Source organism: Bradyrhizobium sp. WSM4874 (assembly GCF_055811835.1).
The window spans coordinates 107,988-128,894 of record NZ_JBVVPR010000020.1 but is presented as its reverse complement, the minus strand read 5'-3'; the positions used below and the strand labels follow the sequence as shown (position 1 = coordinate 128,894).

General features: G+C 60.9%; 24 protein-coding genes and 1 pseudogene. 12 read left to right on the top strand and 13 right to left on the bottom strand.

Annotation, left to right across the window (positions count from 1 at the left end; translation table 11 throughout):
- Positions 1–84: 84 nt before the first annotated feature.
- Both AC0L3P_RS21530 and AC0L3P_RS21525 read right to left on the bottom strand, forming a co-directional pair.
- Positions 85–2,202: a ParB/RepB/Spo0J family partition protein gene (locus AC0L3P_RS21530; RefSeq protein ID WP_473304820.1), complete on the bottom strand. Its 2,118-nt coding sequence runs from the start codon at positions 2,200–2,202 to the stop codon at positions 85–87.
- Positions 2,203–2,305: 103 nt separating this feature from the next.
- Positions 2,306–3,268 carry an ArdC family protein gene (locus tag AC0L3P_RS21525; protein WP_473304800.1) on the bottom strand — a complete coding sequence of 321 codons (963 nt, stop codon included), beginning with the start codon at positions 3,266–3,268 and terminating at the stop codon, positions 2,306–2,308.
- A 781-nt stretch (positions 3,269–4,049) separates the two neighbouring features.
- Here AC0L3P_RS21525 and AC0L3P_RS21520 point away from each other — a divergent pair.
- Positions 4,050–4,283: a hypothetical protein gene (locus AC0L3P_RS21520; protein ID WP_473251272.1), complete on the top strand. Its 234-nt coding sequence runs from the start codon at positions 4,050–4,052 to the stop codon at positions 4,281–4,283.
- Between the two features lie 317 nt (positions 4,284–4,600).
- Entirely contained in the window at positions 4,601–4,864 is a 264-nt protein-coding gene (locus AC0L3P_RS21515) for a hypothetical protein (protein WP_473304798.1), read from the top strand.
- Between the two features lie 44 nt (positions 4,865–4,908).
- On the opposite strand, the gene AC0L3P_RS21510 is transcribed toward AC0L3P_RS21515, so the two are convergent.
- The 4 genes from AC0L3P_RS21510 to ligD (AC0L3P_RS21495) form a co-directional block, all read right to left on the bottom strand.
- Positions 4,909–5,094, bottom strand: a complete 186-nt coding sequence (locus tag AC0L3P_RS21510; RefSeq protein ID WP_219685431.1) for a DUF3606 domain-containing protein — start codon at positions 5,092–5,094, stop codon at positions 4,909–4,911.
- Positions 5,095–5,170: 76 nt separating this feature from the next.
- On the bottom strand, positions 5,171–5,374 hold the full coding sequence (locus AC0L3P_RS21505) for a hypothetical protein (RefSeq protein ID WP_007594562.1): 204 nt from the start codon (positions 5,372–5,374) through the stop codon (positions 5,171–5,173).
- Between the two features lie 162 nt (positions 5,375–5,536).
- Positions 5,537–5,842 carry a hypothetical protein gene (locus tag AC0L3P_RS21500; RefSeq protein ID WP_473304796.1) on the bottom strand — a complete coding sequence of 102 codons (306 nt, stop codon included), beginning with the start codon at positions 5,840–5,842 and terminating at the stop codon, positions 5,537–5,539.
- A gap of 34 nt (positions 5,843–5,876) precedes the next feature.
- Positions 5,877–6,767: a non-homologous end-joining DNA ligase gene (gene ligD / locus AC0L3P_RS21495; RefSeq protein WP_473304794.1), complete on the bottom strand. Its 891-nt coding sequence runs from the start codon at positions 6,765–6,767 to the stop codon at positions 5,877–5,879.
- Between the two features lie 357 nt (positions 6,768–7,124).
- Between ligD (AC0L3P_RS21495) and AC0L3P_RS21490 the strand changes: the two genes are divergently transcribed.
- Genes AC0L3P_RS21490 through AC0L3P_RS21480 form a run of 3 tightly spaced genes read left to right on the top strand, consistent with a single transcriptional unit; the run spans position 7,125 to position 9,567 of the window.
- The gene (locus AC0L3P_RS21490) at positions 7,125–7,325 is read left to right on the top strand and encodes a hypothetical protein (protein WP_375864892.1); all 201 of its coding nucleotides are present in this window, start codon (positions 7,125–7,127) and stop codon (positions 7,323–7,325) included.
- A complete protein-coding gene (locus AC0L3P_RS21485) occupies positions 7,325–9,004 on the top strand; it encodes a PHP domain-containing protein (protein WP_473304791.1) in 1,680 nt (559 codons plus the stop codon). The genes AC0L3P_RS21490 and AC0L3P_RS21485 overlap by 1 nt, the downstream gene beginning before the upstream one ends.
- The gene (locus tag AC0L3P_RS21480; protein ID WP_473304788.1) at positions 9,004–9,567 is read left to right on the top strand and encodes an MOSC domain-containing protein; all 564 of its coding nucleotides are present in this window, start codon (positions 9,004–9,006) and stop codon (positions 9,565–9,567) included. Before AC0L3P_RS21485 ends, AC0L3P_RS21480 begins: the two co-directional genes overlap by 1 nt.
- A gap of 179 nt (positions 9,568–9,746) precedes the next feature.
- Here the strand turns inward: AC0L3P_RS21480 and AC0L3P_RS21475 are convergent.
- Positions 9,747–10,168: pseudogene (locus AC0L3P_RS21475) on the bottom strand (hypothetical protein).
- A 15-nt stretch (positions 10,169–10,183) separates the two neighbouring features.
- Positions 10,184–10,384, bottom strand: a complete 201-nt coding sequence (locus AC0L3P_RS21470) for a hypothetical protein (protein WP_007594572.1) — start codon at positions 10,382–10,384, stop codon at positions 10,184–10,186.
- Between the two features lie 260 nt (positions 10,385–10,644).
- On the opposite strand from AC0L3P_RS21470, the gene ligD (AC0L3P_RS21465) reads away from it, so the two are divergent.
- Entirely contained in the window at positions 10,645–11,592 is a 948-nt protein-coding gene (gene ligD, locus AC0L3P_RS21465; RefSeq protein ID WP_473304786.1) for a non-homologous end-joining DNA ligase, read from the top strand.
- A gap of 28 nt (positions 11,593–11,620) precedes the next feature.
- On the opposite strand, the gene AC0L3P_RS21460 is transcribed toward ligD (AC0L3P_RS21465), so the two are convergent.
- Positions 11,621–12,445: a ribonuclease HII gene (locus tag AC0L3P_RS21460; protein ID WP_473304818.1), complete on the bottom strand. Its 825-nt coding sequence runs from the start codon at positions 12,443–12,445 to the stop codon at positions 11,621–11,623.
- 476 nt (positions 12,446–12,921) lie between these two features.
- Positions 12,922–13,854 carry a non-homologous end joining protein Ku gene (gene ku, locus AC0L3P_RS21455; protein WP_473304784.1) on the bottom strand — a complete coding sequence of 311 codons (933 nt, stop codon included), beginning with the start codon at positions 13,852–13,854 and terminating at the stop codon, positions 12,922–12,924.
- Between the two features lie 144 nt (positions 13,855–13,998).
- Between ku and AC0L3P_RS21450 the strand changes: the two genes are divergently transcribed.
- The 5 genes from AC0L3P_RS21450 (at position 13,999) to AC0L3P_RS21430 (ending at position 18,519) form a co-directional block, all read left to right on the top strand.
- Positions 13,999–14,394 (top strand): hypothetical protein, encoded by a 396-nt coding sequence (locus AC0L3P_RS21450; protein WP_473304782.1) that lies wholly within the window; start codon positions 13,999–14,001, stop codon positions 14,392–14,394.
- A gap of 44 nt (positions 14,395–14,438) precedes the next feature.
- Positions 14,439–14,888 carry a hypothetical protein gene (locus AC0L3P_RS21445; protein WP_473304816.1) on the top strand — a complete coding sequence of 150 codons (450 nt, stop codon included), beginning with the start codon at positions 14,439–14,441 and terminating at the stop codon, positions 14,886–14,888.
- A 3-nt stretch (positions 14,889–14,891) separates the two neighbouring features.
- Complete coding sequence (locus AC0L3P_RS21440; protein ID WP_473304780.1) at positions 14,892–15,617, top strand: SOS response-associated peptidase; 726 nt, start codon at positions 14,892–14,894, stop codon at positions 15,615–15,617.
- A gap of 167 nt (positions 15,618–15,784) precedes the next feature.
- On the top strand, positions 15,785–17,329 hold the full coding sequence (locus AC0L3P_RS21435; protein ID WP_473304778.1) for an amidohydrolase family protein: 1,545 nt from the start codon (positions 15,785–15,787) through the stop codon (positions 17,327–17,329).
- A gap of 101 nt (positions 17,330–17,430) precedes the next feature.
- A complete protein-coding gene (locus AC0L3P_RS21430) occupies positions 17,431–18,519 on the top strand; it encodes a Kelch repeat-containing protein (RefSeq protein ID WP_473304776.1) in 1,089 nt (362 codons plus the stop codon).
- Between the two features lie 530 nt (positions 18,520–19,049).
- On the opposite strand, the gene AC0L3P_RS21425 is transcribed toward AC0L3P_RS21430, so the two are convergent.
- Positions 19,050–19,232 carry a hypothetical protein gene (locus tag AC0L3P_RS21425; protein ID WP_130212426.1) on the bottom strand — a complete coding sequence of 61 codons (183 nt, stop codon included), beginning with the start codon at positions 19,230–19,232 and terminating at the stop codon, positions 19,050–19,052.
- Between the two features lie 317 nt (positions 19,233–19,549).
- Here AC0L3P_RS21425 and AC0L3P_RS21420 point away from each other — a divergent pair, with 317 nt between their 5' ends.
- Complete coding sequence (locus AC0L3P_RS21420; RefSeq protein ID WP_473304772.1) at positions 19,550–19,939, top strand: exonuclease domain-containing protein; 390 nt, start codon at positions 19,550–19,552, stop codon at positions 19,937–19,939.
- A gap of 27 nt (positions 19,940–19,966) precedes the next feature.
- Here the strand turns inward: AC0L3P_RS21420 and AC0L3P_RS21415 are convergent, their stop codons facing one another.
- Entirely contained in the window at positions 19,967–20,239 is a 273-nt protein-coding gene (locus tag AC0L3P_RS21415; RefSeq protein WP_473304770.1) for a hypothetical protein, read from the bottom strand.
- Positions 20,240–20,253: 14 nt separating this feature from the next.
- Positions 20,254–20,871, bottom strand: coding sequence for a hypothetical protein (locus AC0L3P_RS21410; protein WP_473304768.1), 618 nt, complete (start codon positions 20,869–20,871; stop codon positions 20,254–20,256).
- Positions 20,872–20,907: the final 36 nt, after the last annotated feature.

Genomic DNA, 20,907 nt, shown 5'->3' with positions numbered 1-20,907 from the left:
TCCTCGCCCATAAAAATGGGGACCGGCGCGGCACACCGGTCCCCAAGCAATTGCTGGACGGCCACAGCCATCCTGTTCTAGATGTCACTCAGCCGCATCGAGCTGTTGCGGATCATCGTCGCTCGCGTTCTCCTGATCCTCATCCTCGGCGAGGAATTCGGGCAGCGGGCCCGCTTCACTCTCCTGCTCCACTGACGCCGCATTGGGATCGACCAGACGCAGCGGCTCCGGCAACCAGCCCGAACCATCGAGAAGACGCTCAGCCTCCTTGGCCATGTCGGCCTTCTTCAGGTGGTCGATCAATTGTGCGGAGGATTCGCCTCTTGCTTCCCGCACCGCCTCCAGAATGAGAGGCTTGGTGACGCGGCCGAGGTAGTTATCGACGGAGGGCTTCCACCCCGCTTGAACCATGTCGAGGTCGACAGCACGTGCGAGCACATCAGCCTGGTCGAGTCGGGTGCGGACACCGTGGGCGGAGACGCGGCCCTGATTGTAGCGGTTGGCCGGCTCATAGACGGCATTGACCGCAAATGACGCACAGTGAGCGAACAGGGATGCCTGCGCGGCGCCGTCGAGGGCTGAAAGAGCATCCCAGAGATCGCTCTCGCCCTTCGGCAAACGTGCCTTCCAGGACTCATGCCGCGCCTCAACGGCCTTCGCAGACGCGCTTTCCCTCAAGCCCGGCGCTTGAGCCGGAAAGGTGGGCGTCCGAAGTCCGATCTCAAGGCAGCTGCCGGACGATGCGAACCGGTAAAAGGCCGTCAGCACGAAGTTATGCAGCACCGCCTGGAAGGCGATCGCAGGATTTTCTGCCAGCGCATCCCGCAATGCCAGCGTGCGATGCGCCGTCAGCTCGGTGATCAGCCGATCCGGCAGAGGTTTTGTCGCGTCCTCATCATCTTCTTCCGCGTCAGTCGCGCCGCTAGCCACGGCGATGACCGTGCGTTGGACGGAAGGACCAGCCGCCTTCCCCTCGACCGATTGTGTGTCGGCGGCCTGCCTGACATCAGGATCGTCTGCCGGCACGTCATCCTCCGGCCGGATGTACCCCCGATCGACCGAGAGGCGCCCTTCGGAATCGATGCTGACGAAGACGCCGGCGCGGGCGATCTCGGCCGGATCGTAAATCATCGGTCGGTCCTCGAACGCGGCCAGTGCCGTCTCGATTTCGCCGAGACGCTGATCGACCTCATCGGGCAACTCGTCGACATCCTGATAATCGGATTCAAGCCTGGCTTGCTCCACGTTGAGGGCGTCGATGGCGGCCTGCTCATCCGGGGAGAGGTCGACAGGTTCGCCCTCGATTTCGCGCAGCCCCCCGGTATGACCGTAGGGAAATTCGACGGCGACCGAAATCCACTTCCAGCCTTCGGCTGCAATCGTCTCGGCTTCGGCTTTGAGCTTTTCCGTGACGAGACGATCAAGCAAGGCGACGTCCTGAAGCCAGCCGCCCTCGTCGTGCTCGAACAGATCCCGCAGCACGCCGCCACCCGCGTGCTGATAGGCATCGAGGCCCACAAACTGCGCCCGGCGATCGGACCCGCGCACGGTGTTCTCGGTGAGCATGCGGCGGATCTGGTATGGCTCGTCATAACCCGAACGGCTGACGTTCTCCCAGACTTGCTCCTGCCTGACGTGGTCGGCCGTCACAGAGAAGGCCATGAGCTGCTCGAGGGTCATGCCGTCTTCGGCATAGACCTCATGCAGCTTCGGCGAGACCGACGCCAGGCGGAGGCGCTGCTTGACGATCGCCGGGTTCACGAAATGGCGCGCGCCAATGTCTTCCTCGGTCATGCCGAGATCGCGGAGAGTTTGGAAGGCCCGAAACTGATCAAGCGGATGCAGGCCGATCCGCTCGTCGTTCTCCGCCACTGAATCGTCCTGGGCGATGCCCCCTTCGCGAACGACGCACGGCACCGCCTGCGTCTTGGACATCCGCTTCTGTTTCACCAGGAGTTCGAGAGCGCGATAGCGCCTGCCGCCCGCCGGCACCTCGAACATGCCGGTCTCGTTCCCATCTGCATCAACGACGGCCCGGACACTCAGACTTTGCAGAAGCGTACGCTGCGCGATGCTCTCGGCTAGCTGTTCGATCGAGACACCGGCCTTGACGCGGCGAACGTTCGACTGGCTGAGTACGAGCTTGTTGAACGGAATATCCCGGGAAGGCGACAGCGTGATCTTTTGTACGGCTTTCGTCATTTTGGCTCTCCACGACGGGCGGCCGTGAGACTCTCTCTCGGCTTCCAACCCGTCGCGAACAGCCTCCCCTCCTCTCACTCTCGCGCGGCGACTAGGCCAAGCATCATGCCGCCTCGTGGTCGGCGACAACCGAATCCGGCGACGCGGGCTCCATGGACTCGGGAACGAAGCCGAGCAAATAATCCGCGGCCTTGCTCGCCTGCGAGGCGGCTCGCACGATGGCGCGATTGTCTTCGCGCAGGACTTCGAGCCAGGAGCCGATATAGTCGGCATGGCGCACGGTTGGGACGATCCCGAGCGACGCGCAGCTGAACGCGGAGCTCAACTCGGCGACCAGTTCTTCGAAGGCATATTTCTTGGTACCGTAGGATCCGCTCTGGTCGCGGTTGAGCCGCGAGGGATGCCCGGTCGCATGACCGAGCTCATGCAATGCTGTGCGGTGCCAGTTGATGGGTTCAAAATAGGCCTGCGGCGGCGGAACCTGAACATAGTCTTCGGCTGTTGCATAGAATGCGCGATCTCCACCGATCCGAAATGGAATTCCGCTGGCCTTGATGAGGGCGTCAACCGTGGGTTCAATCAGGCCAGCCGGCGGTGGCGGAGCAGCGGTTGCGATGCCGTCTGGCAGTTCCTCGCACTGATCGACGTTGAAAACGGTAAATCGTTTGAGGAATGGAATCGCCTGCGCGTCTTCGCCGGCCTCCGCAGCGCGCCGTTTTTCGTCATCCGGCACGAAACGATCAGCGTAGACGACTGTGGTGCCTCGCTCTCCCTTGCGAACGTGGCCGCCAAGCGAGAGCGCCTGTCGAAATGTGAGCCAACTTTGCCCGGTAAATCCGCGTTCGATCACGGCTCCCCAGAGGATGAGGATGTTAACGCCACTGTATTGCCGGTTGGTCGACGCATTTTTCGGCATGGCCAGCGGCGCTTTCACCGCGGCCGAACCCCAGGGCTGAACCCAAGGGACGCGTCCGGCCTCGAGCTCGGCGATGATCTTGTCGGTGATTTCGTTATAGAGGTTCGACCGGTCCTGGCCGGCGCGCGCGCAAGCAGTACGGTTTGACATCGCGGGTCTCCGCGACGGGCGCCACGAGCCTCTCTCGCAGCTTGTAACCCGTCACGGAAAAACCCAGCCTGCACTCTTACTCTGAGCCTCTAGCGCAATCTGCCTTAGGCCGCAGGCCCGATCAGGCGTGCGCCCAAGGGCGCATCGCCTCAACGGAAAATGGCACCCGGAGAGCGTGAGCATAGCGACCCGAAGGGGCACGCGGGTCCGAGTGCAGCGACGAGACCGGTTAAAAGGGCACCCGGGAACGGGGCAGTGATAGCGATCGCCGCAGGCGGGCCCCTTTCCCGAGTGCCCCCGGCGAGGAGCACCAAAGGCCTAGCGCGAGGGATCGAAGCCGCAAGGCCGAGACGCTACGCGGCTCGGTTCACGAGAGCCCGGTGCGGCCCCGGCCGCGCGCGCCAAAACCTGAGCGAACGTGATGCAGGCAATGATACGAGAACCGCCCGGCATTCTCACAGGAGTCTCACAATTATGGAAGAGAGGCCTGTGGGCCGAGCGAAAGCGAAGATCACTCGCGGACGCGGCGAAAGAGGCACCCGCAGGAGGGTCAGCATAGCGCCTACGCGTAGCGGCGGGACCCGGGACCGAGTGCAGTCGTGAGACCCGTTAAAAAGACACCCGAGCTCGGGCATCGATAGCGACGCCGGAATGCAATGACGGCGCGACCCGAGAGCGAGTGCCTCCGGCGAGCGACTCAATACGGCTTCACGTCTCCTTGGTATCAATTTGCTTTTGTGATACCGTCTCACTCGTGCGCATGTCTATGCACGGCGTGGGCATGTTCACTGGAGCCAATTCTTATAGAGGACGACATGGCCAAGAAAGCGAAGAAGGCAAAGAAGACCGCGAAGGCAGCTACCAAGAAGGTGGCAAAGAAGACTTCAAAGAAAAAGAAGTAGTCGTATCGGCTACTGATCTGGTGCCGTCTCCGGGTCGCAACCCGGATGAAAAGCGAGACCTTCCAAAGGATATGAAGCGTCCTTTGCAGCCGTTCGGTATCGCGGCACGCTAAGATAAGGCCGGACCTTTGTGCAGGTGGCTGCTGCATAAAGGTCCGGTTTTTCGTTTCTGCCCGCAAAGCGTGATCTGCTCGTGCGCGAGGGATCGAAGCCGCAAGGCCGAGACGCTGCGCGGCTCGGTTCACGAGAGCCCGGTGCGGCGACAGCCGCACGCGCAAAACGGACAAGGAGCGACCACCTGAGCTCGGACGTCTGAAGCATCGGGAAAACGGCTTCTTCAGTTCGTTCTTGCCCACCCGAGCGCCCGGCCATAGCGATGGGGAACGTCTGCGGGACTAAACGATTCGTCTCAGCGTGGGAGAACCTTTGAATGCTGATGACCAAGCAGAGACGGCCGCCGATCCGCACCTTGCGCGGTTGGGCGGTCCACGTGCTTCAGGAAGCGGGCGCTATTCGCGAGTGCGAGGAGCACGGTTGGATGCAGGATCGCGCCGATCCCCATGCACGGGAACTGGCCTTTGACATCGCCCGTGGCGCCCCGCCGGCAGGCGTCTCCCCCGATGCAGCGGTGGCCGAAGTGCGCGACTTGCTCGACTCGATTGGCGACACCTGCCCGGAGTGCCCTCCAGATTAGAAGGGCTGGTGCTGGACCAAAAAATGCCAGCCCGGCTTTCCATATCAGCGGGCCAGCCTTTTCTCCACGCGCTTGCGGGAATTACCGACCTTCTTGACGGCCTTCTTCACCGCAGAGGCCGAGCGGCCAGTCTTCTGTGCTTCATACCGGACTTCGTGGTCCTGCCCTTTCGCGACCCGGGCGCGATCCTGTTTGCGTCCACGCGCGGTCTTCTTCTTCGCTGCGGCCATCGGCTCGTCCTCTTTAGAAGTGATGGCAATGCAACGCTGCAAGGATTCACGGGTTCCTTTCCTTGTAGGCCGCATCTCAGTGGCCACAAGGATGACCATGGACGATTGGCGCCCATCCATCGAGCAGCAGACCGTCCCAGGAAATGACGCCGTCATCCCATCTCGACGCATGCTCGCGGTACATCGAAGCCCAATGAGGGCTCCATTCGATGATCTGGTCGTTGAGACCATCGTGCACGCGACACGTCATATCGGGATCGAACGTGTCCATCGAGTTCATGCCGGATGTCCGGGATCGACGTCCTCGGGCGTCTTCTTTTCCAGCTGAGGTGTCATCCTCGTCGGACTTTCCTTGCTGGTTACGCCGCGCGGACCCAGCTGATCGCTCTGAATGTCGTCCTCGGAGCGTTGGGCTCCACGCCATTCGCGGGCTTCTCAGGCATCATTCCATCCGAGCCTTGTCTTTCAGGTCGCGGATCCGGATCTCGGCTTCCTCCTTCGAAGTGACGATCTCCGATTCATCCGGCACCCGAGCGATCGCGCTGAGCCTCTTGAGCTCGGCGAGTTGTTCTGCAGTTGGTTTTTCCATCTTCGAATCCTTGAGCGCCTGCACGACGGCCTTGTCGTCAAGCACCTCCAGCAGCTGGTTTATGGTTTGCTCGCAATCTCTGGGGCCAGGCTCGACATATCGGGCCAGGATGCCCTGAGCGTCTTCCAGGGCCTTCGCAACTCGCCGTTCCGGATCCATGACCGGTACTCCACATACTCACGGGAAAACGCCGCTATGAACGGCCCGTTCCTTTGCTCAGTCCCTTGAACGAGCTGGCTCGAAGGAGCCCTTCGGAGGTGATGTCGCGGTACTCGATGTCGGCATAGAACTTGGGTTCGACCCACGTCGCCTTCGGCTTCCTGATGGTTTTCGTCAGCCTCTGCTTCGGGCTGACTACGGTATCGAGCGCCTTGCGGATATGCGCCGAAGTGGTCCGGCTCCATCCCGTGCCGACCTTCCCCATGTAGACGAGATCCTTGCCTTCCTTCTTGCCCAGATAGAGTGCGGCCACGCCAGATGGGTCCTTGATGAAACCGACCACGGGAAACTTGCCCTTCTGAACGACCTTGATCTTCTGCCAGGCTTCGACCCGCTCCGATCGGTACGGCGCATCCACGCGCTTTGAGATGATGCCCTCATAGTTCAACTTGCTGGCGGCAACGAACAGCGCCTGCCCGTCCCCTTCATGGTGTTCACTAAAGAAGATGGGCTCCTGGAGCTTGTGGTCCTCGATCAACTCCTTGAGCAGCCTTTTCCGCTCAAGCTGCGGCTCCTTGCGCAAATCCTTGCCATCGAGCCACAGCAGATCGAACGCGAAGAAGATCAGGCGGTCCTGGTCGCCTCTGCCGAGGTCCGCCTGCAGCTCGGAGAAATTGGTGCGACCCTCATGGATGACGACGACTTCGCCGTCGACAATGGCCTGCCCCTCGATATCGAAGGCGGCAGCTATTCTCGAAAACTTGCTGACCCAGTTATAGCCGTTGCGGGTGTAGGCCCGGCGATCGTCGCCGTCGATTCGGAGCTGGATGCGGTACCCATCGTATTTGATTTCGTGAATCCATTGGGATCCCGAAGGTGCCTTCATCTTCAGGGTCGCCAGTTGGGGGCTGATGAACCCCGGCATCTGAGGAGCTTCTGGCTTCTCGGCCGGAGGCGCCGCTCTTGTACGCTTCGCCACGCTACGCAACTCACAAAAAACCCGCCGCTGGGATGGGGCCGGTGGCGGGCAGTTTACTTACCTTACTCAACGAGTCTCGCAACTTCGAAGGTGGCGAGGAGTTCCTACGATCTCGCTGGTTCTCAAGCTTTCGAATATGAGCGACCCGGCCCGCGTTTAGTGCAGTGCCAAAAAGGCCAATCCCTGTCGCATCGAACTCCGGTCGATAGCGGGCGTTTACCTGGCATGTCAGACGCATTCGATTACTTTCGGGCCTACGCGGTGCGAGCTCTCTGCAAAGCGAGATCCATGCCGACAGGCAGGATGAAGCATCTGCAGCTGGTGGCCGGACGGATCTACAATCTCCTCAAGAAGGAAGCTGCCTACGGCCCCAATATCCAGCACCTGAACGATTTCCGCGCAGCCCAGGAGCTTGAGAGCTCTCTCGATCGCCAGCCAAGTGGCCGCTCCGGCGGTCGCCTTACTTCGGCGGCGCCGCAAAGCGTCGACCGGGAGGCTCGCTGATGCCTTCGCTCGACACTCGCGGTGTAGCAAGTCTCCTGCGAGAGTACGCGCAGCGTACCGCCCTGCGAGGCGGCAATCCCTACAGGGCGAAAGCCTACTCGCGAGCCGCAGATAGCCTGGCGACCCTTGCCGTTCCTCTGGACGTGCTCATCGCCGAAGACCGTCTTACGGAGATCCCGGGCGTCGGCGACGCGATAGCCGACATCATCACCAAGCTTCACAAGACGGGCAATCATCCCAGCCTCGAAAAGCTGCGGAAGGAGATCCCCGGGGGCGTGCTTGAGCTGCTGGCTGTACCGGGTTTGCGTCCGGAGAAGGTTCTGCGGCTCTACCAGGATCTCGGTGTCACCTCCCTCGCGGAATTGGAGGCCGCCGCCAAGGACGATCGCATCAAGAAGGCGAAAGGACTCGGTGCCGCGATGCAGACCAAGATCCTGCAAAATCTCGCAATCGCCAAAAGCGGAGAAGGCCGCCTTCACCTGCACCGAGCCGCCGCCTTGCTCGCGCACGCGAAGGAATCCATTCGCAAGGCACGCCCCGAACTCAAGCGCGTGACGATCGCTGGCGATTTCCGTCGAGGCTGCGAACTCGTCGCCGACCTCGTCATCGTTGCGGAGGCTGCCAAGTCGGACGAGACAGCGATGCCATCGTCCGAACGACTGCAAGTCCGGGTGTCCGACCGCAAACATTTCGGCGCCGCCCTTCTCTTCGCCACCGGCTGCGCCGCTCACATCGAGCAGCTCCAAGCCTTGGCCGCCGAGAAGGGCATGCGGTTGGACGCTCACGGCCTGCACAAGGGCCGCACACTGATCGCCGGCGAGGAGGCTGACATCTACCAGGCTCTCGGGCTGCCCTTCATCGATCCCGAGCTCAGGGAGGGCCGCGGCGAGGTCGAGCTGGCCTTGAAGGGCAAGTTGCCGAAGCTTGTGACCGACAAGGACCTGCGCGGAATCCTGCACTGCCACACCGATGCTTCCGATGGGACAGAGACCCTGGAGACCATGGCGAAGGCGACCCGTCAGCGCGGCTTCGAGTATTTTGGCGTCGCCGACCATTCCAAGTCCGCCCATTACGCCGGCGGTCTCTCCCTCGAAGAGATCGTGCAGCAGCACAGGGAAGCCGACCGCCTGAACAAGCGCTTCGGTAAGGACTTTCGGATCCTCAAGGGCATCGAGTCGGACATTCTGGCTGACGGGTCGCTCGACTACGACGACGAGGTGCTTGAACGTTTCGACTTCATCGTCGCCAGCATCCACGGCCGTTTCAAGCTGGACCGCAAGGCGCAGACCCAGCGCCTGCTTCGGGCCATTTCCGATCCTCACACTACCATCATCGGCCACATGACCGGGCGGCAGCTGCAGCGGCGGCCGGGCTATGAGATCGACATCGAGAAGGTGCTTCGGGCATGTGCAAAGCATGACGTAGTTGTCGAGATCAACGCGCATCCATGGCGCCTCGACCTGGATTGGCGCTGGCACCGGGCTGCGCTCGAGTTCGGCTGCATGCTGAGCATCAATCCGGACGCGCACTCGATTCCCGAGCTCGACCACATGCACTGGGGCGTCGAGATGGCTCGCAAGGGCGGCGTACCCGCCGACCGGGTCCTGAACGCGATGCCGCTTCCCGAAATCGCACGCTACCTGCGCCAAAAGCGGCGTTCGCTCGCCCGCGCTGCCTGATGTCGCACCCGCACGACCTCTCACTCGAGGGAAGGGTGGTTGCGGTAGCCGCCGATCGCGGCCACCACTTCAGCAAGCCGCCACGGGAACGGATCGTGCTGGTGGAAGGTCACGGTGTCGACGGCGATGCCCACGCCGGCGCCTTCGTCCGGCACCGATACCTCGCCCGTCGCCAGCCCCGGCTTCCCAATCTGCGGCAGGTTCACCTGATCCCATCCGAGCGATTTGCGCACCTCCGGGAAGCTGGCTTCGCAGTCGCAGCGGGAGACCTCGGCGAGAACATCACCACGGCCGGACTGGATCTCGAACTGATGCCGCTCGGGACGCTGATCGAGCTCGGGCCCACGGCGATCATCGAGTTGACAGGCCTCCGCACGCCCTGTGTCCTTATCGACCGCTTCCGAGCTGGCCTGAAACGGCACGTGCTGTCGTCGGCGGAAACAGGGCCTCCATTCAAATGCGGGGTGCTGGGAGTGGTTCGGGCCGGTGGAGCGGTAGCGGCCGGCGACACCGCGCGGGTGCGCCTCCCGTCCACCTCCTTTGAAACCTTGCCGGCGCTGTAAGAGCCCGGCGTACAACTCGGCCGATCGATGGCCGAATCGAAAAGCGCTCGGTGGATCGCGCTGGCATGGCCGCAAACAAGGTAATGGCGGTACGCTTGGGGCTGGGGAAGCAATCGACGGTCCGGGACTATCAAGCCGCCCAGCTTCGCTGGCGGCTTTTTCTTTGGCTCGACCGTCCCTCAAGAGGCATTCGCCCTCGCTCGTTCACGGGCCTCACGGCGACGCTCCGGCGCTCGCGGCGACGCTTGGCACGATCGGCGGGCTGCCGCAGAGGAGGAACGTCCGTCGCGACCTCCATTGCAGCTGTAGTCTCCTCGACCACCGATGCCTGGCTCGGCTCGGGTGCAGCAGGGCGGGCTTCCATGAACTCCAGCGCCGCCCGTCCTTTGGACGTGATCTTCCAACCGCCGCTGGTGCGTTCGACCAGCCCTTGTGACCAGATGTCGAGATCCGGGACCCGCGCCGCGAGGCGTCTGGTCCGGTCCGCCCAATCGCGTCCGCTGGTCGCCAGGATGGCCATGTCCCTCTTGAGGTCCTCCATCACGGCAAACCCATCCGGATATGCCACCAGGATCTTGAGGACGGTCACCTGGAAGTTCACGCCCGCTCCTCCGGATCAGCGCCACATCGTGGGCGCGTGCGAGAGGGCATCGCGAGCGACCTGCTTAAGAGCCTCCGGAGAAATCTCGCCCCTGGTAGCGGCCTCCAGAATTTTCGAGGCGACGTGGGTCCGTGCGCCGATCTCGCGCTGCGAGACGCATTCGCAGACTTCATCGAGGACCGCGCGCAAAAGCGCGGTGGTTGCCGTGTCGAACATGAGGTGCCCCCAAGAGGGAAAACCCCATCCTAACCGATCTTGCTGGCTTGTGGATTCAGGAATGTTAAACTTCGCTGCAAGTACAGCTTCGAATTGGCGAGCAGAATTGTCACAACGGCGGCTCAGAGCGCGGGCAGCGCACCCGGTGACGTTGCACGCCCGAGCTTTGGGACCTGGGCTCGGCCATCTTCTTTAAGTGTCGCCGGAACTCACGATACATTCCACTCGTTCCTCCCCATCTCTCGTCCCGCCGCCCGTCCATGGCTCGAAAATCAACACTGCCCCTTCGCCTGCAGCCGATGCTGGCCACCCTGACCGATTCACCGTTCGACGATCCCAATTGGGTCTTCGAGGATAAATTCGATGGTTTCCGCATGGTCGCAGAAATCCGGGGTGGTCGGGTCGCGCTCTACAGCCGCAATGGAAAAATCATCAGCCACTCCTATGTCGAGGTCGCGAAAGCACTGGAAGGCGTGAAGGCGGATGCTGTGATCGATGGCGAGCTCGTCGCGATCGGGAAGGACGGCGTATCCCATTTCCAGTTGCTTCAAAACGCCCTGCGCCACGAGGCTAAGCTTTTGTACTGCGCGTTCGACCTGATGTTCGCAAATGGTGAGGACCTGCGTGCGCTGCCGCTCCTCGAGCGCAAGAAGCGGCTTAAGGCCATCCTGCCGCACCACAAGCTGATCGCGTTCAGCAACCATCGCAAAAGCAGCGGCACAAAGTTCTTCGCAGAAGCCGAGCGGCGACATCTTGAAGGCATCATGGCCAAGCGCGCCGACAGCCCGTACGCGTCCGGACGCCGGACCGCCGACTGGCGGAAGGTGAAGACTGCGCAGCGGCAGGAGGTTGTGATCGTCGGCTTCACGGCGCCGAGGCGAACCCGGCCCTTCTTCGGCGCCCTTGTGCTGGCGGTACGCGAAAGCGATGCGTGGCGGTACATCGGCCACGTCGGCACCGGCTTCAGCCACCAAGTTCTCGAAGAGCTTCACGACAAACTCATGAGGCTCAAGATTGCCAAGTCTCCTTTTCCTGCCAAGGTAAAGGATGAGCAGGTGACGACCTGGGTGCGTCCTGCGTTAGTCGCGGAAGTGAAGTTCGCAGAATGGACAAGCAAGGGCGAGCTGCGCCAGCCGGTCTATCTCGGCCTGCGGTCCGACAAGAAGGCCAAAGATGTCGTTCGCGAAAAGAGCTGGTCGCGAGAATAACTCCGAGACGAAGTGGACGACTTGGAATTCAGCCGGCTTCGCGCTCGGATGCCGAAGGCCATGGCGGCAGGGGCGGCAAGCCGAGAGCCTTGCGTACAGGTCCGAACGATTTTCGGTGTGCTGCGCATGCTCCGAGCCTGGCGAGCGCCTCATAATGAGCCGGCACCGGATAGCCCTTGTGATCCGCGAAGCCGTAGCCGGGGTGTCGCACGTCGAGGGTCCGCATGACGGCGTCGCGCTCGACTTTCGCGAGGATGGAGGCGGCGGCGATGCTGGCGGACTTGGCGTCGCCTTTGATGATAGCCTGCTGAGGAATATCAATTTCCTTCAGCCGCTTCGCATCGATCAGCAAGTGCTGCGGCGTCAGCCCTAGCCTCCGGACCGCGCGCTGCATGGCCTGGATGCCTGCCCAATAGATGTTGATCGCGTCGATCTCCTCGACCTCGACGAACGCCACATACCAACTGACTGCCTTTTCCTTGATCTCCTTCGCGAGTTCTTCGCGAGCCGCCGCGTCAAGTTTTTTCGAGTCGTCGATCCCAACTATCCGCGTGCGGGGTTTCAGGATCACGGCGCTAGCAGAGACCGGCCCGGCGAGAGGGCTCATTCCAGCCTCATCCACGCCTGCCACGGCATGATGGCCGCTTTCCCAGAGAGAGGTCTCGAAGCGGAGCATCTTGCGGAGCCGCTGCCCTTCGGACCTATTTTCATAGCGCCGTTTATCGATTGCAGCCAGGATGGCACGCGCTCCCGCGCGGCTGTCGGCCCGCAAGATCTGCTCCACGCTGGCCTCAAGCGGTCTTTTCTCGATGACATAGCGCTGACGCAAAACCTCAAGTGAATATTGGGACATCGCGGCTTTGGTGGAGAAAGGCTGTGTGGGAGGCGTGTCGGTGAACTTTGTGGCGATTGTCTGAAGCACCTATCCCGCCTGATTGCCTGCGCAACGCCCTCTCGAAGGAACCGGCCGGCTCTCATCTGGGCTCGATTCCGCGCCACCTGCACCGCGTCCATCAGCCTCAGAGGAACCAACTCGTGTGTTCATCCCGAGCAAGGCCAGTACGTCATGCAAGCGCCAGGAAAGGTGGCGGGCGGCGAAGCCGAAGCAACGGCGCATAGGGCCGTGGAAGAGGTTAAGCGAGCGCTCGACTAGCGCGGTTACCACGCGATCGCCTCTTCTCCGTCGCCGCCCACCCCTCGCCGCGCCATCTCAGCCTGCCGACCAAATGATCTCACGTGACATAGTCGGGTGGGATTTGCCATCCGCCAGAGCCTGCCGCGAGGACGACGTAGTGGCCGTCCGGCGTCACCGAATGCTTTACGACATACCTAAGCCGATTTCCGCTGCGGCTTGGCCGCGGGCTTCTTGGCCGCGGCCTCCTTCGCCGGCTTCTTGCCTGCGATCGGCATCAGCATTTCCTTCTGCCCGGCCGTCGCTTTGCGCGCCTTCTTGGCTGGCTTCTTCGGCGCCTCTGTCGCTGCCGCCTTTTCGTCGCCAATGCTCTTGCGCAGCGCGTCCATCAAATCAACGACATTCTCGCCACGCGGTCGCGCTTTCCCGGTGATGGGTTTGCCGGCGCGCTTCTGGTTGATGAGATCGATGAGGGCGGTTTCGTATTGGTCTTCGAACTTGTCCGGCTCGAAATGGCCCGCCTTCTGATTGACGATGTGTTTGGCGAGATCGAGCATGTCCTTGGTGACTTTGACATCTTGGATGTCGTCGAAATACTCGTCCGCGGACCGCACTTCGTAGGGATAGCGGAGCAACGTTCCCATAAGGCCTTTGTCCAGCGGCTCCAGCGCGATGATGTGCTCGCGGTTCGTCAGCACAACGCGTCCGATGGCGACCTTGTTCATCTCGCGGATGGTTTCGCGGATAACAGCGAAGGCGTCGTGCCCTACTTTGCCATCTGGAGTCAGGTAGTAAGGGCGGATCAGATATCGTGGATCGATCTCGCTGCGGTCGACGAACTCGTCGATTTCGATCGTTCGCGTCGATTCCAGCGCGACGTTCTCGAGCTCCTCCTTGGTCACCTCGATGAATGTATCGGTATCAACTTTGTAGCCCTTGACGATGTCCTCGTTGTCGACCTCTTCGCCCGTGTCGGCGTCGACCTTGGCGTACTTGATCCGATGGCCGGTCTTTCGGTTCAGCTGGTTGAACGAGACTTTTTCGGATTCCGAGGTGGCCGGATAGAGCGCGACCGGACAAGTGACGAGGGAAAGACGCAGGAAGCCTTTCCAGTTAGCGCGCGGGGCCATGCCGGGGGAACTCCGATACTGATATCGGACTCAAGACGAACGACCGGGCTTGGTTCCGACATCCCGACCCGCCCCATAGGAGGATTTTTCTCAGCGGCTGCCTGGTCGGACTCGACATTTGTTCTTGTTATGTTCTATTCGGGTATGACCGACCGACCCGCGAGCTGGCGCATGCCGACCCCGCAACAGATGGAAAAATTGGCCGCTGAAGCCGACCGTAGACGAACGCCGTCCGCTGCGGGTCCAGATGCCCCGCTCCCGGCCGAATATTGGGAATCGGTCCTCAAAGACCCTCGCACCGGCGCGACCGTGGCCCAGGCCCGACAGCAACGGCTTTCGGAAATCAAGGGCCATGTGCTGCGCGTCTCCTGCCGCCGCTGCGAGCGGACCATGGAAATCCAGACCGCCGATGCAGTCCGGTTGTATGGCGGCAACGCGATCTGGAAGGACGTCGCGCAGCGGCTGCTCGACAAGACCTGCCAACAGCGCACCGGCAGGCATGAAGAAGACGGGTGCTGGCCGGCGTTCGAGAAGCCGTAGCCCGCTGGATTGCCGATCCGATCTCTTTGCGCCTGGATGTCCGGATGGCCCCGAAGTATCACCCTACGCCCCTGTCGGGCGGCGACCGCAAGGCTCTGGCAAAAGAGCTCGGCAAGGCGCGCGCAATGGCGAACATCCTGGCGACCCAATCGGCGGAGATGCGGGCCAGAGGCGAGGCAATGATCCAGCAAGCCGACAGGCTACTTTGCGAAAGCTGGAATGAGCGAATGTGGAGTGATGGCGAGCCGATCGATCCGTCGCCAACCATCGACCAGGCCGTGAACGGGGGATTCGCTTGGCTGGAGATCAGATGCGCGCGCTGCAAGACGCCGAGCGACGTAGACCTCGCGGCGATGAAGCACCCGCCGACGACCTTCGTGCACGATCTCGCCAGCCGACTGCGCTGTCGCAAATGTGCCAAGGCGGGCCGGCGTCCATCCGCGACTCTGCTACAGTTGACGTGGCAGCCGCGCCACCCTCGAACCGAATCCTGACCGATGTGCAATCTTTATTCGATCACGACCAACCAAGCCGCGATCAGCGCGCTGTTCCGCGTCGTGAACCGATACGTTGGAAATCTGGCACCGATGCCGGCGGTTTTTCCCGACTACAAGGCACCGATCGTACGCAACGGGGCCGAGGGCCGCGAACTCACCACAGCGCGGTGGGGAATGCCATCGTCGTCAAAGGCGCTGATGGACGCCACCAAGAAACGCGCGGAGAAGCTGCAGTCCAAGGGCAAAACCGTCGATTTCAAGGAGCTGCTCAGAATGGAGCCGGATGGCGGCACGACCAACATCCGCAATGTGAAGAGCAAACACTGGGCGCGCTGGCTCGGCGTCGAAAATCGCTGCTTAGTGCCGTTCAACTCGTTCAGTGAATTCAACAAGGCCGAGGGCGGCGATATTTGGTTTGCACTCGATGAGACTCGCCCCCTCGCCTGCTTCGCCGGTATCTGGACCAACTGGACGTCTGTCCGGAAGGTCAAGGAAGGTGAGACGACCAACGACCTCTTCGCGTTCCTCACGACGGAGGCGAACGCCGAGGTCGGCGCCATCCATCCGAAGGCGATGCCCGTCATCCTGACGACGCCGGACGAGGTCGAGACCTGGATGACCGCGGGTAGTGATGATGCCCTGAAGCTGCAGCGACCGCTTCCGGATGGATCGCTTCGGATCGTCGCTCGAGGTGTCAAAGAAGATCCGGCGGGATCCGCGACGTGACGGCGGCCGACATGGTACAGGGTGGCCGCGCGGCTCGGTTCATGAGCGCGCCCGCCCCGCAAGTCGCGCTTGCGAATGGTGCCAACCGGTCGGTGCAGTGTGCAGGGGCGTTACCTCTCGGCGCAAGCCACCGTTGCCCTTGTATCTTCTCGCAACCCCGAGTTAAGTTGGGAAACCTTTTCAGAGCCGTATTTTCGATCACATCAATTCAGGGCATGTCGCGCATGAGAACTCTTTTTAGAATCGCTGGGTGCAGCACTACCCTGGCCGCATTGGTCTTTTCAACACTCACGACAGCCAACGCCGCCGACGATTGGACGATCAGCGGAATGGTGCTTAGCCCCAACGGCATCATCTCCGATGGCGCAATTGCCATCTCAAAGCAAATGATCGCCGCTGTGGGTCCGCGTGCGTCGATCCCGTCTTCTTCCTCGGCCGTCAAAGTCCCCGGCATAATCCTCCCAGGCTTCATCGATCTGCACGACCATCTGACATGGAACGTCTTGCCACGGTGGATCCCAGCGAGGAAGTTCAACAACAGATATGAATGGCAGGATACCGCAGAATACGACCGGGCCTTGGTGGCCCCACACAACATAGTGCTTGCTGACGCAGCCTGCGAAACCGAGATCTATGCCGAAATCAAGGCCCTTGCGGGCGGCGCGACGTCCGTCCTTGGTGGATTGCTTGCGGAGGTCAAACATCCAGACAACGCGAAATGCGTGGCCGGCCTAGCCCGTAACCTGGATACGGCTTCGGGCATACCGTTCAACAAGCCGAACCCTGACCCGAAAGACTCCGTTTGCCCGACCGATGCGACGATCGACCGTACGGTGCTTGATGTCATGGAGAATGACGTCTTCCCGCTGGAATTGACGCATGGCCGGATGGATTTCCTTCTGTGCGAACTCAAGGCAGGGACACTGCGCGGGATGGTCGTCCACCTTTCAGAAGGCGCACCGACTGATTCCGCGGCTCATCGCGAATACACCATGCTGAGCAAGGAAATCCTGCGGCAGAAGGACTTGAAGACCGGCATCGAGTCCGCCATCGAGCGAGAAGGCCTGATCCTCATACATGGCACGGCGCTGCGCGACCAAGATTTCAAGGGCATGAAGGAAAGTAAGGTTGGCTTAGTGTGGTCTCCACGCAGCAACGATGAACTATACGGCTCGACGGTTAACCTCGCAGCCGCTCATCTAGCGGACATCGACATGGCAATTGCTCCGGATTGGAGCCCGTCTGGCAGCGCTGGGATGCTCCAAGAGATGGGCTACGCCGCGCGGCACTACGGCGTGAAGTCCGACGACCTTATCAAGATGGCCACATCAACGCCGGCGAAGATGGCGCGCATCTCAGACTATGTCGGTAGCCTTGCTCCGAGCAAGTTCGCGGATTTCGTCGTCGTCAACGTCACAGTCGATCCGACAAAGGCAACTGCCCTCGACCCTGTTGTTAAGGCCACTCCTGCCGACATTGCATTGGTCGTGGTTGGCGGCCAGCCAATCTACGGCGATCCTGCACTGCTGACCCAGCTGCTACCGACTGGAACGGCGGTTGATCAAGTGACCGTCTGCGGTGCAACGAAGGCTATCTATCTCGGCCAAAGCGAAGCAGGCGTACGCGGCTGGAGCGTGGCAGAAATCAAGAAGGCGCTAAATGCAGCTCTTGCGAAAGGAAGCTCGAGCCTGCCTGACATTGAGTGCGACTGATCATCGTCATGGGGTCTTCACTCGAAGTCATTGCAGCATCGGTTGGTTCTTACAACGGTGCTTACAAGCAAGCGCTCAACTGATCTGTCGGAGGCAATCTCATGCGAAATGCCGTGCATATATATTGCGCCATTGTTGTGATGTCGCTGCTTGCGACGCTGGCCGCCGCTCGTGGCGACCAACTCACGTTTTCCACCTGGAAGGCGACGACACCGTTCGAGGGTCCTAGGACCTCGCATGCCGCGGCTCTTTTCAACAACAGGATCTATATCCTAGGAGGCCTGTATGCTTCGGGGAGCAACTTCACCCTGTACAACGATGTTCAAACTGCACTTTTAGGGAACGACGGTGCGATCTCTCAAGGAGCATGGGCGAAGACAACCCCCTTCGTCGAGCCGCGCTCGGGAATGGGCGTAGCTGTCCACAAGGGGTTCATCTACGTCGTAGGCGGCTTTTCGAATAAGGGGACGCGTGCCGACGCTCAGTACGCTCGCGTGATGCCCGACGGTATGCTTGGGTCGTGGACTACCAGTCCCAACCAGCTCGCTATACCTCGTTCTAATCTCGCGTTGCAGATATTCGCCACGACGTCGGGCACGAGCTATCTCGCGGCGATCGCCGGCGTCGGCGAGGTTGGCAAGGATACCGTTCATTTCGATACGATCGAGACCGCAGAGATCAATTCCGATGGCTCGCTCGGCCAGTGGAAACTATGTCCATTTCATCTCAAAGGTGGCCGTTCAGCTCCAGGCGTAGCTGTGAACAAAGGCGTACTTTATGTCGTTGGAGGATGGGGTGACCTGCTAATTGAAGACGTTTTTAGCGATGTCCAATATGCTTCAATCAGGGATGACGGCTGTCCTGACGCTTGGCACACCAATGCAGCCAGACTGAACATGCCGCTGTACGGTCATACAATGACTGTCACGTTAGCGGCTGGGAGGCCGTCGCTCGTTGTGCTCGGCGGTAATGCCGGACAGGGCAACTACTTTAACAACGTGCAATTTGCCCCCCTCGCGCCAGACAGTGAAACCGGGCGGTTTGTGTTCGACACACATCAATTCGCTGTGCCCCGCTGGGGCCAGGCCACAGTGCAATACAACAATTTTCTCTATGTTCTGGGTGGGTCGCAACGCGGAAATGGCGATTATCTGAACGATGTCCAGTTCACCGTCATGGGCAACCAGTAAGACTTAGCTCCCACTGAACGTGTTGCGTGCATCGCGTGTCACCTTCCACGGTAGACTAGAGATTTGCTGCCTTGGGTCCATGCGGAAGCGCCGCCCCACCCGCACTTGACGGAAGGGAGCCGCCCCGTCGCGCGGGCGCCGGCCGGCGCTTTGCCCTGGCGCGCGCGGCAGTGCCCTCAGAAGTTTCGTGGGAATGCTGGGGAATTCGGCCGAGATGTAGACAAAGCGGCAGAGTGAAAGAATCAAAAGAGGCACTCGGAGAGCATGAAGCATTAGCTACCCGAAGGAGCAGCGGTCCGATTGCAGCGACGAGACCGGTTCAATAGCGGCACCCAAGAACGGGCAGCGATAGCGGTCGCCGCAGGCGGGCACCTTTCCCGGGTGCCCGGGCGACGAGCTCCTCAGTCCTTGCGCGAGGAATCCAAGCCGGATGGCCGAGACGCGAAGCGGCTCGGTTCACGAGAGCCCGCTGCGACAGCAGCCGCACGCGCGCAAACGGAGCAACTCCGCCTAGATTAAACCCAGCGGATCTAGATTTCCTCGCGCGCATGCGTCTGCGCATCATAAATTCTGATCTGAAGCATGGGAAAACGCCTCTTGAGTTCTTCTCCACCTGCTCTGGCGCCGTCTCTGGTCGCAAATTCGGCTTTGAGTCGGCCGTCCACTTCAAGCCCATAACCAGAAGCCGGCAGTTCACGCGTGGCTGCAACCATTTCATTCCCATTGGTGAGGTAATTGGGAATGATGGGTAGCGTGAGTTGCCCAGACCACGCTAGAGCCACCTACGCAGCAGTGACGATCGGTCATCGCACGTTGTGGATCGATCCTCGCCGCGGAGCCCATCAAGGATGGGCATTTGCATCGGCTTATTTCCGTTGAATCGTTAGCTGCGAGACGTGCACCGGGCGAAGAGCTATCCACAGGCTCCGATGCCTCGCACGATCGCATCCGATAGAGTGCACTCAGGCGCGCACGGAGCGCGATTTCATCTAGTGGCCATGAACATGACCAACCCCTGACCCTGTCCGAAATGGCGGCTGTGCTCGAGCAATCGCCGGACTATCGCGTTTTGCGCCGGCTCATTCCGCGATCAGAATTCGCTACGAGCAACGGTGAAGCAGTCAAGACAGCTCTCCTGCTGGATGTCGAAACAACCGGCCTGAATCCGGCCCGCGATCAGATTATCGAGCTCGGAATGGTCAAGTTCGCCTACCTGCCGGACGGCCGGACCACCCGAGTTCTCGATACCTTCAGCTGCTTCAACCAGCCGTCGGTGCCCATCCCCGCGGAGGTTACGGCTCTCACAGGGATTACCGACGAGATGGTCGATGGCCACAGCCTTGACCCGGATCGCGTTGCCGCCTTTGCGGCAGATGCTGTTGTCGTCATTGCTCACCGGCCGGGTTGGTGCAGACTTTGAACGGAAGACGAGCCTCAACGGTCAACGTCAGAATTTCAGAACGGTGGATTCCAGCTTGAAGTGGCGCTTTACAAGCTCTGCAAGCCGCTTGCATAGCAGATCGTCCGAGCCGATCAGTTTGGCAGTCGCCTGGGCGAGCGTCGCTTCCCCCACCGCGAGCTGCAGCAGGGCGGCACGCAACGCCGCGTCGACGCTTTCGTTGCTCCTAGCCGGACCGCCAAGGTTCGCGGAGATTTGCTCATAGGCCTTCAATATCCCCCGCTCGGCAGCCGTCGAAAGCGCTGTCTTGGGTTCGGTCACGATCAGTGCGTCGTTCAGACCTCGAAAGTCTCTGGAAAGAAGGAAGGCCAAAACTCTCCCGCGGCGTCGGCGCCATCTTGCCCAAGCTGCCCGCAGCCACCCGGCGCGGCGCACATCTTGTCGTGATGCTTTATGAAATCGACCTTCTTGCAGAAATGAAGGATCAGACTAGAGTCGAGTAGGAATTCCGCAGTGTGCTCCGAATTCCAATACCAGACGCCGCCGACCTGGCGCAGCGGCCCCTCCTTGGTGGGGTCGTAAGGGGTAACCGGGAGCTTGCGCAGGTCTTGGTCAGAGATCATGAAGCGATAGGCGTGGTTGTTGTATTTGCGAACCTCCACCCAATAGATTTGTCGACGCGCGACTATATCGGAAAAATTAAAAGTGAACTGGACGCAGCCATATCGTGAGCCTTTGTGCCAGTTGTTGGGAGATAGCCAGACGACCGTCGTGCGTGAATCGTTGAGGATACACTCGTCATAGATCAGTCCACGGGTGACCTTGCCATCAGCTAATATACGCAAGGCGGGCTCGGTGTGCGTAATATGATGCACGGTCGACAGCACCGAACAGGTGCCGGTGGCACCCGCAGCCGGCACCGTGCAAGAGTATGGCCTCCAAGGCTCGGTCATCGAATATCCCCTCTGCTGTGAGTGACACTGCCGGTC